Here is a 12,820-nt window from a genome sequence, read left to right as displayed (position 1 = left end):
CTAACTCACACAATCAATACCGTAATGATGCCTTGCCTAGTAACAAGAAAAAGTTGAGATACTTACCCAGAAACCTATTAGAATTATTATGTTATCTCTACAATTATTGCTTGCTAAGCGATTAAACTTTAATGCCAAGTAAGCTGCTCAAGCATTCAAAAATCGAACTTGCTTAACATCTTAATCTATTGATGTTATGAGTTGTTATCGGCGATAATGCTTGACGGTCAAAACTACAATTCAAATAATATGCTTAATTTTCAAGAAGATACAACTAGAGAACGTAGACAACACATTAGAGCTTATATTGAAACCAATTACATACTTGTATTGGACAATCAGGAGTTTGCCGGTATCACAGGTAACATTAGTTTAAGCGGAGCCTTTCTATGTAATCCACATCCGGAACTTTCTGTTACTCATATTAATGAACAAGGCCGACTTGCACTTTATATCAATAACGACTGGTTACAATTCCGCTGTGAAATTGTTTACATTTGCCAATCTGAGGACGATACGTTTCCAATAGGTGCCGGTGTGGTATTTCAAGATGAAGATGCGGCTACTAGCCAAGCGATGCTGAAATTAGCCGAGTTATTCGATTCATGGCATTAATCACGATGAGTTCAGCGAAAAGCAACTGCTATGGTGACGGTGTATGTCAACTCATTATAAAGACTATTATCTAGGCGTTTGCTTACTATGTAGTTAATGGAAGCTTTTTTTCTTCGGTCAGCCATTCACCTAAATCAACTAACTTACAGCGCTCGGAGCAAAAAGGTTTATAGCGATGTTCGGGTAGCCAATCAACTTGTTTTGCACACACAGGGCATTTAACAGTCAGCTGTTGGGAGTTAATAGTCATTAAAATAAACAACAGGTCAACGTAAAAGGAATATCTTCTTGAGTTTGAGCCGGTCTTTTTTCATCTAAAGCAGGCTCCATAAAGCGAATGGTACAACGATGTTTTCCGCCGCTAATTTCAGCAAAACAAGGGATGGCGCTATCAACGCTGATTTTTAGCATTTGAAAAGGTTGACTGCGATCTAACGAAAATTGAAAAAAACCAGCTGTTGCCACTTCTTGTGATGATGAATTACTACTGCGGATAAAACTTAAGATTAAATCGATACCAAGACGAATATCGTTAAACGGACTACTCCAAAGCTCTAAATCTCTGCGTCTTGTTGCTTCATCTTGTGCCAGCCAAAAATGATATTCTGGCAAATCAAACGAACATGTTCCCCCTGGAATAGAACTGCGTTGGGCTATGCTTTGAAATAAATCGCTTTCCATAACATTAATCCCTACTTTACCGGTTGATGCATAAAGTTTTTTACTAATTTGTGCTAGTTGCAGCAAAATATTTTGTAATTTCTCGCTATCAACCCCTTCATTATCGGCAATCTTATTTAACGTCTTGGCATTCCTGTCCAATTCTTTCAAGATTTCAGACTTTAAATCATTACGTCGAAAAATTGACATAATGTCTAACAAAACAGCTATAGCTGCTCTTTTATCAGCTTCCGTACTGCCTGCAGAAAAGTGACTAAATTGTTGAAATAATTGTTCTAGTCTTATGAAAACACGAATACGTTCATTAAGAGGAAATTCATAGGTAACAGTGGTGTTCACAGACAAGTTAATTCCTGGATTTGCTTATTGAAAGATATAAATTGTGCAGTTTTTTAACTCTTTCTGCAAGTGAATCATCCGTGTTTGAGTTATCGATTACATCATCGGCGTGGCTTAACCTGTAGTTTCTGGATACTTGGCTAGCAATAATGCGTTCGACGTCTACTTTGTGTTGTTTATCCCGTGCCATCACTCGGTTAATCTGCTGTTCTAAAGTGCAATCAACAACTAATACCCTATCGACGCTAGCAACGGCTTTAGTTTCAAATAATAAAGGTAGACAAATAATACTATAACTGGTGCATTGCTTGGCAAGCGCTTCAGCCTCAGTGGCTATCGTTTGATAAATAAGAGGATGCAAAATGGCTTCTAACTGTTGTTTTAACATCGGTTGCGTAAAAATAAGACTGCGTAATGCCGCGCGATTTAACCACCCATCTTCAGTCAAAATATTGTCACCAAAAACGCGCTGAATTTGCTGTAACGCTGGCTGACCTGGCACCACTAAACGCTTAGCAATCTCATCAGCATCAATAACAGGTGTGCCTAAATCTAAAAACAGTTGTGCTACTGTCGATTTTCCACAGCCTATACCACCGGTTAAACCGATTTTTAGCATAGTTAAAACCCAGCCACCTTAAGATAAAGCCCAGTTAAATCGCGTCCCCATAACATAGCTATCCAGCCTGCGCAGGCTAAATAAGGCCCAAAAGGTATAGGCACGCTTTGGTTGCGTTTAGCAATTACCATCATAGCAATACCGAATATAGCACCTACTAATGATGAAACTAAAATAATCAGCGGTAACTGTTGCCAACCTAACCATGCGCCTAACATCGCGAGTAACTTAAAATCACCAAAGCCCATGCCTTCTTTACCGGTTAATAACTTAAAAGCGTGGTAAACCAACCATAGCGATAAATAGCCAAATACCGCACCTAACACCGCCGAATCAATGTCAGTAAAATAACCGCCCAAATTAACCACTAACCCTAACCATAACATAGGCAGCGTAATCGCATCTGGTAATAAAAAATGGTCAATATCGATAAAACGTCAACGCGATGAGTGAGCCGGTCAGCAACAACGCCCATAAGGTTTGAGGCGTAGCGCCTAATCGCGATGCCACTAGCATGAAGCTCAAACCAGTGATGAGTTCTACCAACGGATAACGTAGCGCAATCGGTGAGCGACAGCTTGCACAACAGCCGCGCAATACGACATAGCTGATAACTGGTATATTTTGGTAGGGTTTAATCGGCGTACCACAATCGCGGCAACGTGATAGTGGAAACATGAGGTTAAACGGCTCTGTTTCCGGTTCTTCAGGTAATTGCAAAAAGCTTAAGCACTCTTTTCGCCAGTTACGTTGCATCATAATTGGCAAACGATAGATTACAACATTTAAAAAACTACCGACTAATAAGCCAAACAGTAATGCCAAACCCATATACAACGCGGGCGTGGTTAATAATAACTCCAACACGTCAGTCATGCTTCTTCGCCTTGTGATAATGCTTGCGCTTAACCAACTGCTGCGCCCATTTTAAAGATAGGTAAGTACATGGCAACGATTAAGCCGCCTACTAAGATACCTAAGATTACCATGATAATAGGCTCCATTAAGCTGCTTAGATTATCAACTAAGTTATCGACTTCTTCTTCATAAAAATCAGCAACTTTTTGCCAGCATCGCATCCATAGAACCGGCTTCCTCTCCAATAGCGACCATTTGCTGTACCATATGCGGCCAAATGCCTGATTGCTGCATTGCAAACTGTAGTCGTTGACCTGAAGCAACATCTTCTCGCATTCTCAACACCACTTCGGCATAAATAATATTGCCGCACGCCCCGGCTACTGAAACTAAAGCCTCAACTAAAGGTACACCGGCTGCCGACATTGTTGATAGCGTCCTAGCAAAACGCGCAATCGCTGATTTATTAACAATTAAACCAACCACCGGTATTTGCAATAACATTCTATCTAAAAAATGGTTAAATTTGCGGGAACGCTTTTTGAAAAAATTAAACACGTAAAAGCTACCGCCTATGACGCCTAACAGTATCCACCACCATTCTTGTAGCCATTTAGACATCTCGACAACCATGCGAGTAAACGCCGGTAAATCGGCGCCAAAACTTTTAAACAAGTCTTCAAATACGGGGACAACGAATAATAACAAAATTGCCGTGACTAAAAATGCAACTACAATAACCGCTATTGGGTAAGTTAACGCTTTTTTTATCTTTTTCTTCATCGACTCCGTTTTTTCTTTATACGTCGCGATTTTATCTAATAACGTTTCTAATACACCTGCTTGCTCGCCCGCTTCAACGAGATTGCAAAATAATTCATCGAAGTAAACCGGTCGCCGTTTTAACGCGACATTCAAACTTTCGCCCGCTTCAACATCGGTTTTAATTCCTAGTAATAACGCTTGCATACTTGGATTTTCATGACCTTTACCAACAATATCAATCGATTGTACTAAAGCGATACCTGATGCCAGCATCGTCGCTAACTGTCTAGCAAAAACAGCAATATCACCGGTGGTAATAGGCTTAGGCCGTGAACTAAATAAAGGCTTAGGTTTTTTACGAATTTTAGTAACCCTATAGCCTTGTCTACGCAACTCAATTTTTGCAACTAATTCATTTCGCGCAGAAATTTCGCCTTTTACTTTGGATCTGGCTTTATCTACGCCTTCCCATAAGAAATCTAAAACTTCGGTTTGCTCGGCCATTGTTATTCCTTAGTAACTCTATCGATTTCTTCCAAGCTAGTAATGCCTTGGATAATTTTGAGTAACCCCGACCGGCGTAAATCATTAATGCCTTCTGATCGGGCTTGTTCACTTAATTGCAAGGCATTACCGCCTTCAAGAATTAATCTACGCATATCTTCGCTTAACGTCATGACTTGGTAGATACCTACGCGACCTTTATAGCCATGATTACAATGCTCACAACCATTTGCTGAAGGCCCATAAATCACGACATCATTTAATTCATGCTCTTCAAAGCCAGCATCTAATAATACCTTTTTCGGAAAATCTGCTGGTTTTTTACAATACTGGCATAAAACGCCGCGCTAAACGTTGCGCCATAATTAAATTGACCGCCGATACGATGTTAAACGGTGCTACGCCCATTTGCATTAAGCGGTTAAGCGTTTGTGGTGCATCATTGGTGTGTAGGGTTGATAACACTAAGTGACCGGTTTGCGCCGCTTTGACGGCAATATCAGCGGTTTCTAAGTCTCGAATCTCACCGACCATGATAATGTCAGGGTCTTGCCGTAAAAATGCGCGTAACGCATTCGCAAAAGTTAATCCCGCTTTAACGTTCACATTGACTTGGTTAATCCCTTCGACAGTGATTTCCACCGGGTCTTCTGCGGTCGAAAATGTTTCTATCGACACTGTTTAAAATATTTAATCCGGTATAAAGCGACACCGTTTTACCACTACCGGTAGGCCCTGTAACAAGCACTAAACCATAAGGTTTATGAATAGCATCTAGGAATAGCTTTTGTTGTTCAGGCTCAAAACCCAATTTTTCTATACCTAACTGGGCGCTGGTAGGGTCTAAGATACGCAATACCACTTTTTCACCAAACAGAGTCGGACACGTGTTTACCCGAAAATCGATAGTACGATTTTTTGATAAAATCATCTTAATCCTACCGTCTTGCGGCACCCGCCGCTCAGCAATATCCATCCTAGACATCACCTTAATTCTTGAGGTAATCCGCATTGCTAAATTAGGCGGCGGGCTGGCAACATTGTATAACATGCCATCACCGCGAAACCTAACCCGAAAGCTCTTTTCATAGGTTTCGATATGTATATCCGAAACGCCTTTTTTTGACGGCATCAAGCAACAACTTATTAACATAACGCACAATCGGTGCTTCATCTTCAGCATTAACTTCCACAGCACCGTCATCGGCACCTGAAGTATTTAAATTATCTAAATCAGCATCTAGCAAGTCCGTAATCGACGTATCCATTGCTTCTAACGCAGTTTCAATAGCAATGGTTAGTTTTTGCTCGTCAACTAAAATAATTTCGGGTCGCAATAAGCTCTGAAATTTAATGTCTTCGACGACTTGATGGTTGGTCGGGTCAGACATAGCAATGAATAAGGTTTTACCACGGGTATACAGAGGTAAAACATGATGTTTTCGAATCAGTTTTTCGCTAACCAACGATACCGGCACCGATTTAACATCAATCGCATCCAAATCAAAATACGGAAAACCAAACTCAACAGAGGCTTTAGCAGCCAAAGTTTTGCTATCAACGTATTTATTTGCTACTAAGTAAGTAATCAATGAGATATTGGCTTGCTTAGCTTCTCTACAATAGAGCTGGGCATCGCTTTCAGTGATTAATCCATCCTGAACTAATAGTTTTATTAATCCGCTTGTTTGAAAATCTTTCTGAATTGTTGCCATGTCAAAAAAATGCGTGAATAGTGATTAGAAAAATATAGAAGAAACCCAGCTATTGTCCAGAACGAGTTTAGCAGTTCCTGGTAAAAACCGCTAAACTGGCGTGAATCTAGCTTTAACTGGCTACACACTTATGACTTGTCCCGTCTTAAGTTGGTAACCCTTTAACTTGCTTATAATGCTTTTATCTTTTCCAATTGCTGAGCTAAATTGGCTAATTTTGAAACAATATCTTTCTGCTTAGCTTGTTCTTTAGCGAGTACGTCTGCAGGCGCTTTATCGACAAATGCGGGATTGTTTAGCTTAGCCTCTATACGTGGCAACTCCGCCGTTAACCGAGCGATTTCTTTTTCCAATCGCGCTTGCTCGGCAGCCTTATCAATAATTCCCGCCATAGGAATTAAAAATTTTTAACTCATCGACCAAGGCTATTGCTGATTCCGGCGCATTGTCAGCAGCAGCTAACCACGTTATAGACGATAAACGCGCTAGTTTTTTAAGATACGTTTCGCTGTTAGCTATGTACTTTTTATCTTGTTCGTCACCGTCCTTTAATAACACCGGTAATGGCTTGCCAGGTTCGATATTCATTTCGCCACGAATACGCCTTACCCCTAAAATAAAGCTCATCATCCATTCGGTTTCAGCAACCGCCGCCGTATCAGCGACATAAAAATTAGCGTCAGGATAAGGTTGTAACATAATAGTCGCCCCGTTAATCCCTAGCTGGCTAGCGACACGTTGCCAAATTTCTTCAGTAATAAAGGGCATAATCGGATGCGCTAAACGCAATAATGCATCCAAAACCGTTAATAAAGTATGCCGCGTCGTTTGTTGCACAATTGGGTCAGCATCTTGCAACGATACTTTTGCCAATTCTATATACCAATCGCAATACGCATTCCAGGTAAATTCGTAAATCGCTTGCGCCGCTAAATCAAAACGATAATGGTCAATAGCATGACGCGTTGCCTGTATTGTTTCATTGAGTTTAGTTAATATCCAGGCATCGACTTGGGTATATTTTTTATCGGAGTTGGTTAAGCCTATATCATGCGCTTCGGTGTTCATTAACACAAAGCGCGAGGCATTCCAGAGCTTATTGCAGAAATTACGATAGCCTTCGGTACGCGCTAAATCGAAGCGAATATCGCGCCCGGTAGACGCTAACGAGGCAAAAGTAAAACGCAAGGCATCGGTGCCATAGGCGCTAATGCCATTAGGAAAATCTTTACGTGTGGCTTGTTCGATTTTCTTCATTAAATGCGGCTGCATCATGCCGGAAGTACGCTTAGCCACCAGTGTTTCTAAATCGATACCATCAATAATATCGAGCGGGTCTAAAATATTACCCTTAGATTTAGACATTTTCTGACCTTCGGCATCTCTGACTAAGCCGTGGATATAAACCTCCTTAAAAGGCACCTCGCCTTGAAACTTTAATCCCATCATAATCATTCTAGCGACCCAGAAGAAAATAATGTCAAACCCGGTGACTAATACGCTAGTCGGATAATGTTTAGCCAATTTTTCAGTTTGCTCAGGCCAACCTAAGGTTGAAAACGGCCATAACGCCGATGAAAACCAGGTGTCTAATACGTCATCATCTTGTTTTAAGTGATAATCTGCCGGTAACTGATGCTTTTCGCGTATCGCCTGCTCGCTATGTCCCACATAAACATTACCTTGTAAGTCATACCAAGCCGGAATTCTATGCCCCCACCAAATTTGCCGTGAAATACACCAATCTTGAATATTACGCATCCACTCAAAATAGGTGTTTTTCCAATTATCTGGCACAAATTTAATAGCTCCGGTTTCAACAGCATGAATTGCTGGTTTTGCCAGAGGTTCAATACGCACATACCATTGGTCGGTTAATAATGGCTCAATAATCGCACCGGTACGATCACCGCGCGGTACCATTAATTTATGGTCTTGGATTTTTTCCAACAAACCCAATGCGTCTAAATCAGCCACGATGCGCTTTCTGGCTTCAAACCGGTCTAAACCACGATACGCCTCAGGAATTAAACCGTCACCAAGCACCGCTGCCTGCGCAGTAAACACATTGATTAAGCCACCATGCGGTAAATCCATCAAAGCAGAGCTTTGCTTGTGGCGCTGCCAAACTTCGTAATCGTTAAAATCATGCGCTGGCGTAATTTTCACGCAACCGGTGCCAAACTCTGGGTCGACATAGTCATCCGCAATGATAGGAATACGTCTGCCAGTTAATGGCAGCTCAACATACTCACCTAATAAATGCTTATAACGCTCGTCATTAGGATGAATAGCCACCGCCGCATCGCCTAACATGGTTTCAGGCCGCGTCTCGCGACTATTAAATGCCCACGACCATTGGCTAATGGATAGCGTAAATGCCATAAAAAGCCCGCCTCCTCTTCTGATAATACTTCTAAATCAGACACCGCTGTTAACAGCACAGGGTCCCAATTGACTAGGCGTTTACCACGATAAATCAAGCCTTCTTCATATAAACGAATAAAGACTTCTTGCACGGCCTTAGACATACCGTCATCCATCGTAAAGCGCTCGTTAGACCAATCTAAAGAAGCCCCCATGCGGCGTAATTGCTGGGTAATACGACCACCTGATTGTTCTTTCCATTGCCAGATTTTTTCAATAAACGCCTCTCTACCATAATCATGACGCGTTTTACCCTCGGCATTGCATAAGCGCTCAACCACCATTTGGGTAGCAATACCGGCATGGTCAGTACCTGCCTGCCATAAGGTATGACGACCTTGCATACGATGATAGCGGGTTAATGCATCCATAATCGTATCTTGAAACGCATGTCCCATGTGCAAACTACCTGTTACATTAGGCGGCGGAATCATAATGCAATAAGACGGGCTATCGGTATCGACGGCAAAATAGCCTTGTGCTTCCCAAAAGTGATACCAGGGTTGTTCGATGTCGTTAGGAGAATACGTTTTATCCATGAGTCTGTGTGTTTATCCGTTAAGGTATAGAAGTATTTAAAGAGTATGCGTGGTGATTGCAAGACCTGCTTGCTGATAGTGCCGGTAGCGTTGCCGCCCAGTTTCTAACACCGTCGGCTCTTGTACCAGCACTTCAAGAATGCGTCCGACGGCATCAAGCTCCATCGGACAACGCGTAGATAAATTAATCAACGTGTGCCGCCAATCCATAGGAGCTCAGTCTCGCCAATTAAGCTTACATGCTTTAGCATAGGTAACTCGCCTATGAAGCGTTCATGCGGAATAAAGCTACCAGGTCTAAATGTCCATAATAAATCATCTAAATACCGGCTTTGCTGACTGTCTTCGGTCAACAAATAACACCCCATCCCGCTACGAAATATTTTCTCCACAAGCTTACAAATAAATAAGTAACGTTCATTAAGCGTTTTAGCACTTAATACATAAAACGTTACTTCAGGCATGTTGACTCGCTACTTTATCTAATAAATATTGGCATAATAAAGGCACAGGCCTACCAGTTGCACCTTTATTAACCCCAGTACGCCAAGCTGTACCGGCAATATCTAAATGCGCCCAGCGGTAGTTTTCAGCAAAACGCGATAAGAAACAAGCCGCCGTAATTGTACCGGCATCTTTACCGCCAATATTAGCCATATCGGCAAAATTCGATTTCAATAATTCTTGATATTCTTCCCATAATGGTAAACGCCAAACACTGTCGTTAGCGGCCTCACTAGCAGTCACCAACGCTTGGCTTAACTCATCGTCGTTGCTTAATAAGCCACTAGGAATACGACCTAACGCGACTAAACAAGCCCCTGTTAACGTCGCCATATCAATGACTACGTCTGGATGGTAGCGCTCAGCATAGGTTAAAGTATCGCATAACAATAAACGCCCTTCGGCATCGGTGTTTAACACCTCAATCGTCTTGCCGGACATGCTAGTGACAATATCGCCAGGTTTATTCGCATCTCCGTCAGGCAGGTTTTCCGAGGCAGGTACTAAACCGACAATATTCAATGGCAAGCTCATTTCAGCCGCCGCTTTCAATACACCTAACACGGTTGCGCCACCACACATGTCGTATTTCATTTCATCCATGCCTAAGCCAGGTTTTAACGAAATACCACCGGCGTCAAAGGTTAAGCCTTTGCCAATTAACACCACAGGCTTGCTATTAAGCTCACCACCTTGATACGTTAACGCGATTAACTTAGCGGGTTGTCGGCTGCCGCGCGATACCGACAAAAACGCTCCCATGCCTAGCTCAGTCATTTCCGCTTCCTCTAAGACATTAAGCGCTAAAGCAGGATAATGCTGGACTAATTCTTGTGCTTGCTCGGCTAAAAACGTCGGTGTGCAAATATTGCCTGGTAAATCGGCTAAATGCTTGGTGAAACTGACCGCTTCGGCAATGGCTCGACCTTGCGCTAAGCCTAATAACGCCGCATCGCTCACATCTTGACTGAGCGCAAATAACAATTTTTCTAGTTTATAGTCGGTTTCTTTATTCGCTTTAGTCGCCGTATACTGATACACGGCATCATTGAAAACTTCAACGGTTTGCCGTACTTGCCAAACGGTATCAAAGGCCGCAACTGGTACATCGGTTAACGTAGAGGCAACAGTTTTAATCGCCGGATGTTTAAGTACCGCAACGGCTGCTTGTAAAACCTTGATAAATTCTTTACTCGACAATGGCTTGTTATCACCTAACCCCACCAATAAAACACGTTGCGCAAGTCCATCAGGTAGCGTAGTCAGCATTTGAACATCACCGACCTTACCTTTAATATCACCGCGTTGTATGACCTTATTGATAAGCGCCTGTGTAGGCTCGCTTAATGTTAATGCTGAAGCGGAAAGCTGTTGATCTAAATAAACGCCTATAATTAAACAATCACATTCAAGTTTTTCTAAGGGCAGGGTTTCTATAGAATAGTCCATAATAATCATCGTTGAGTTAGGTGAAATCCAGAGGGATTACGGAAAAAGTCATCTTAAAACCGGCATAGATTCGTAAATCAAGTTACGACTCATAACTATAAGCCGTAGTACCACACAGCACGGTAAGACAGTTGCATGATTATACAACACTTCATTGTTTTTGCTTGAGGAGACAGCGTGAATACCGCCCACCGGCAACCCGCACATGCTAGGCGTGCTAGCATAACGGTATTAGATAAAACCATCGCCATTGATTTAACTAAAACTTTACTATCGGTTTGGACGGTTATTGTCGTTATTATCGTCAGTCGTGAATTTATCCGCGTATTAGATAAAGCGATAGAAGGCCGCGTCGCAAATGAAACTTTGCTAACCTTGCTAGGCTTAAAAACCATTAGTATCGGCGTCAGCTTATTACCCGCTGCGTTATTTATGGCCTTACTCATGGTCTTAGGGCGCATGTACCGAGATCAGGAAGTTGCCGCAATTGCCTCAGCCGGCGGCGGCGCTTTTACCTTGTACAAAGCCGTTTATCTGATGGTGTTACCCTGCAGTCTAGCCGGAGCATGGCTATCGCTGTATGCCAGTCCTTGGGCTGAAGCAACAATTATTCGCAGCATGCATCAAGACGAAGAAACGGCCGATTTACGGGGTATCGCAGCAGGCAAATTCAGCGAATACAGCAAGGTGACTTAGTGTTTTACGTGGAAAAAATCACCCGCGATAAAACCATGCACAACGTGTTTGTACAAAACCGCACACACAACGAACTTGCCGTCATTAATGCCAATGAAGCCCGCTTAAGCGATACCGCTGACGGCGTGTACTTAATTTTTAAGCACGGCCAACGCGTACAAGGTCAACCCGGCCAAAAGAATTTTACCGTTGAGCGCTTTAATGATTACGCGATACGCATAGACGAGCGTAGTAGCCCCGCATCGCTAAACCGCCAAGCGATACCGACTGAGCAACTTTGGCAAGCAAACAACAACGCCGACAGTGCAGAATTACAAAAACGCATCGCGATACCTGTCAGCTTAATCTTGCTTAGCTTTATATCGGTGCCCCTGGCTCAACAAAGTCCGCGCAGTGGTGTGTATGGCAATATCCTTATTGGCTTCTTAATCTACTTTAGCTATGGTAATTTCTTAAGACTTAGCCAAGTATGGGTTGCCAATGGCGTCATATCGACATGGCTAGGCGGCATCACTGTCAATGCTTTCTTAATCGCCATTGGTTTAGTGTTGTTAAGCAGAAATTACGGCTTTGCCTTACCCATTCGCTTCTTCAAACGCATAGCCCCATGAATGTATTAACTTCTTATATCGCCAAAGACATTATCAAAGGCGCGCTCATCGCCATGTTGTTATTGTTGACGTTATTTAACTTATTCACCTTAGGTGATGAACTCGATGATATAGGCAAAGGCGATTACGGTATTCGTAGACGTGTTTTACTTCATCGCGCTTAACTCACCGACTATTTTTTATGAGCTAATGCCTGCCGCTGCATTACTAGGCAGTTTGTTCACGCTTGGTGCAAAAGCCAATCACCACGAACTCATCGCGATGCGCGCATCTGGCATGACCGTATTCAACATCATTAACGCAACTATGGTCGCAGGCGTTGTATTAGCGGTGCTAGCTATAGGTGTTGGCGAATTTATTGCACCAATAACAGAACCACAAGCCCAGTTATTGCGCGCTACGGCTCTGCATAAAACCATGATTACCCACACTCGTTATGGTATATGGCTTAGAGAAGGTCAACGCTTCATCAATATCAGAGAACTTAATGATGATGGC

16 protein-coding genes and 3 pseudogenes are annotated in these 12,820 nt (G+C 42.5%); 5 read left to right on the top strand and 14 right to left on the bottom strand.

The genetic code is table 11. The features are described from left to right. Positions 1 to 249: 249 nt before the first annotated feature. Entirely contained in the window at positions 250 to 615 is a 366-nt protein-coding gene (locus VZ94_RS07860; protein ID WP_157844876.1) for a PilZ domain-containing protein, read from the top strand. Between the two features lie 85 nt (positions 616 to 700). On the opposite strand, the gene VZ94_RS07855 is transcribed toward VZ94_RS07860, so the two are convergent. The 14 genes and pseudogenes from VZ94_RS07855 to VZ94_RS07815 form a co-directional block, all read right to left on the bottom strand. Then, the gene (locus VZ94_RS07855) at positions 701 to 865 is read right to left on the bottom strand and encodes a DNA gyrase inhibitor YacG (RefSeq protein WP_045778800.1); all 165 of its coding nucleotides are present in this window, start codon (positions 863 to 865) and stop codon (positions 701 to 703) included. After that, complete coding sequence (gene zapD, locus VZ94_RS07850) at positions 865 to 1,635, bottom strand: cell division protein ZapD (protein WP_045778812.1); 771 nt, start codon at positions 1,633 to 1,635, stop codon at positions 865 to 867. Before zapD ends, VZ94_RS07855 begins: the two co-directional genes overlap by 1 nt. 7 nt (positions 1,636 to 1,642) lie before the next feature. Beyond that, positions 1,643 to 2,254, bottom strand: coding sequence for a dephospho-CoA kinase (gene coaE / locus VZ94_RS07845; RefSeq protein WP_045778799.1), 612 nt, complete (start codon positions 2,252 to 2,254; stop codon positions 1,643 to 1,645). A gap of 2 nt (positions 2,255 to 2,256) precedes the next feature. Next, positions 2,257 to 2,640 (bottom strand): prepilin peptidase, encoded by a 384-nt coding sequence (locus tag VZ94_RS33170; protein WP_439097716.1) that lies wholly within the window; start codon positions 2,638 to 2,640, stop codon positions 2,257 to 2,259. Between the two features lie 34 nt (positions 2,641 to 2,674). Continuing rightward, entirely contained in the window at positions 2,675 to 3,130 is a 456-nt protein-coding gene (locus VZ94_RS33165) for a prepilin peptidase (RefSeq protein WP_439097715.1), read from the bottom strand. A gap of 29 nt (positions 3,131 to 3,159) precedes the next feature. After that, positions 3,160 to 4,381: pseudogene (locus tag VZ94_RS07835) on the bottom strand (type II secretion system F family protein). Between the two features lie 2 nt (positions 4,382 to 4,383). Then, positions 4,384 to 4,659: pseudogene (locus VZ94_RS33160) on the bottom strand (ATPase, T2SS/T4P/T4SS family); the annotation flags it as partial. A 43-nt stretch (positions 4,660 to 4,702) separates the two neighbouring features. After that, complete coding sequence (locus VZ94_RS33155) at positions 4,703 to 5,023, bottom strand: ATPase, T2SS/T4P/T4SS family (RefSeq protein ID WP_439097714.1); 321 nt, start codon at positions 5,021 to 5,023, stop codon at positions 4,703 to 4,705. Continuing rightward, positions 4,998 to 5,513, bottom strand: coding sequence for a GspE/PulE family protein (locus VZ94_RS33150; RefSeq protein ID WP_439097713.1), 516 nt, complete (start codon positions 5,511 to 5,513; stop codon positions 4,998 to 5,000). The genes VZ94_RS33155 and VZ94_RS33150 overlap by 26 nt, the downstream gene beginning before the upstream one ends. Then, positions 5,467 to 6,096 (bottom strand): GspE/PulE/PilB domain-containing protein, encoded by a 630-nt coding sequence (locus tag VZ94_RS33145; RefSeq protein ID WP_439097712.1) that lies wholly within the window; start codon positions 6,094 to 6,096, stop codon positions 5,467 to 5,469. Before VZ94_RS33145 ends, VZ94_RS33150 begins: the two co-directional genes overlap by 47 nt. Before the next feature lie 170 nt (positions 6,097 to 6,266). Next, a pseudogene (locus VZ94_RS07825) lies at positions 6,267 to 9,062 on the bottom strand (valine--tRNA ligase). 36 nt (positions 9,063 to 9,098) lie between these two features. Further along, positions 9,099 to 9,272: a DNA polymerase III subunit chi gene (locus VZ94_RS30425; RefSeq protein WP_275575172.1), complete on the bottom strand. Its 174-nt coding sequence runs from the start codon at positions 9,270 to 9,272 to the stop codon at positions 9,099 to 9,101. Next, the gene (locus VZ94_RS30420; protein WP_275575171.1) at positions 9,251 to 9,526 is read right to left on the bottom strand and encodes a DNA polymerase III subunit chi; all 276 of its coding nucleotides are present in this window, start codon (positions 9,524 to 9,526) and stop codon (positions 9,251 to 9,253) included. The genes VZ94_RS30425 and VZ94_RS30420 overlap by 22 nt, the downstream gene beginning before the upstream one ends. Continuing rightward, positions 9,519 to 11,015: a leucyl aminopeptidase gene (locus VZ94_RS07815; protein WP_045778811.1), complete on the bottom strand. Its 1,497-nt coding sequence runs from the start codon at positions 11,013 to 11,015 to the stop codon at positions 9,519 to 9,521. Before VZ94_RS07815 ends, VZ94_RS30420 begins: the two co-directional genes overlap by 8 nt. Positions 11,016 to 11,192: 177 nt before the next feature. On the opposite strand from VZ94_RS07815, the gene VZ94_RS33140 reads away from it, so the two are divergent. The 4 genes from VZ94_RS33140 to VZ94_RS07805 all read left to right on the top strand — a co-directional run. Beyond that, positions 11,193 to 11,711 carry an LptF/LptG family permease gene (locus tag VZ94_RS33140; protein WP_239649738.1) on the top strand — a complete coding sequence of 173 codons (519 nt, stop codon included), beginning with the start codon at positions 11,193 to 11,195 and terminating at the stop codon, positions 11,709 to 11,711. A gap of 8 nt (positions 11,712 to 11,719) precedes the next feature. Continuing rightward, positions 11,720 to 12,322 (top strand): LptF/LptG family permease, encoded by a 603-nt coding sequence (locus tag VZ94_RS33135; RefSeq protein ID WP_239649737.1) that lies wholly within the window; start codon positions 11,720 to 11,722, stop codon positions 12,320 to 12,322. Continuing rightward, on the top strand, positions 12,319 to 12,486 hold the full coding sequence (locus VZ94_RS25840; protein WP_157844875.1) for a hypothetical protein: 168 nt from the start codon (positions 12,319 to 12,321) through the stop codon (positions 12,484 to 12,486). The genes VZ94_RS33135 and VZ94_RS25840 overlap by 4 nt, the downstream gene beginning before the upstream one ends. Then, the coding region (locus VZ94_RS07805) for an LptF/LptG family permease (protein ID WP_131655500.1) at positions 12,464 to 12,820 on the top strand (357 nt) is incomplete at its 3' end. The genes VZ94_RS25840 and VZ94_RS07805, both read left to right, overlap by 23 nt.

The sequence above is a fragment of the Methylocucumis oryzae genome (genome assembly GCF_000963695.1).
Taxonomy (GTDB): Bacteria; Pseudomonadota; Gammaproteobacteria; order Methylococcales; family Methylomonadaceae; genus Methylovulum; species Methylovulum oryzae.
This window is presented reverse-complemented; position numbering and strand designations above follow the sequence as displayed.

Excerpts from the sequence above, each read along its gene's own strand:
- VZ94_RS33145 (WP_439097712.1), bottom strand. The coding sequence starts at position 6,096 with ATGGCAACAATTCAGAAAGATTTTCAAACAAGCGGATTAATAAAACTA.
- VZ94_RS33165 (WP_439097715.1), bottom strand. The coding sequence starts at position 3,130 with ATGACTGACGTGTTGGAGTTATTATTAACCACGCCCGCGTTGTATATG.
- VZ94_RS30420 (WP_275575171.1), bottom strand. The coding sequence starts at position 9,526 with ATGCCTGAAGTAACGTTTTATGTATTAAGTGCTAAAACGCTTAATGAA.
- VZ94_RS33170 (WP_439097716.1), bottom strand. The coding sequence starts at position 2,640 with ATGTTATGGTTAGGGTTAGTGGTTAATTTGGGCGGTTATTTTACTGAC.
- VZ94_RS30425 (WP_275575172.1), bottom strand. The coding sequence starts at position 9,272 with ATGGATTGGCGGCACACGTTGATTAATTTATCTACGCGTTGTCCGATG.
- VZ94_RS25840 (WP_157844875.1), top strand. The coding sequence starts at position 12,319 with ATGAATGTATTAACTTCTTATATCGCCAAAGACATTATCAAAGGCGCG.
- coaE (WP_045778799.1), bottom strand. The coding sequence starts at position 2,254 with ATGCTAAAAATCGGTTTAACCGGTGGTATAGGCTGTGGAAAATCGACA.
- VZ94_RS07860 (WP_157844876.1), top strand. The coding sequence starts at position 250 with ATGCTTAATTTTCAAGAAGATACAACTAGAGAACGTAGACAACACATT.
- VZ94_RS33150 (WP_439097713.1), bottom strand. The coding sequence starts at position 5,513 with ATGCCGTCAAAAAAAGGCGTTTCGGATATACATATCGAAACCTATGAA.
- VZ94_RS07815 (WP_045778811.1), bottom strand. The coding sequence starts at position 11,015 with ATGGACTATTCTATAGAAACCCTGCCCTTAGAAAAACTTGAATGTGAT.
- VZ94_RS07855 (WP_045778800.1), bottom strand. The coding sequence starts at position 865 with ATGACTATTAACTCCCAACAGCTGACTGTTAAATGCCCTGTGTGTGCA.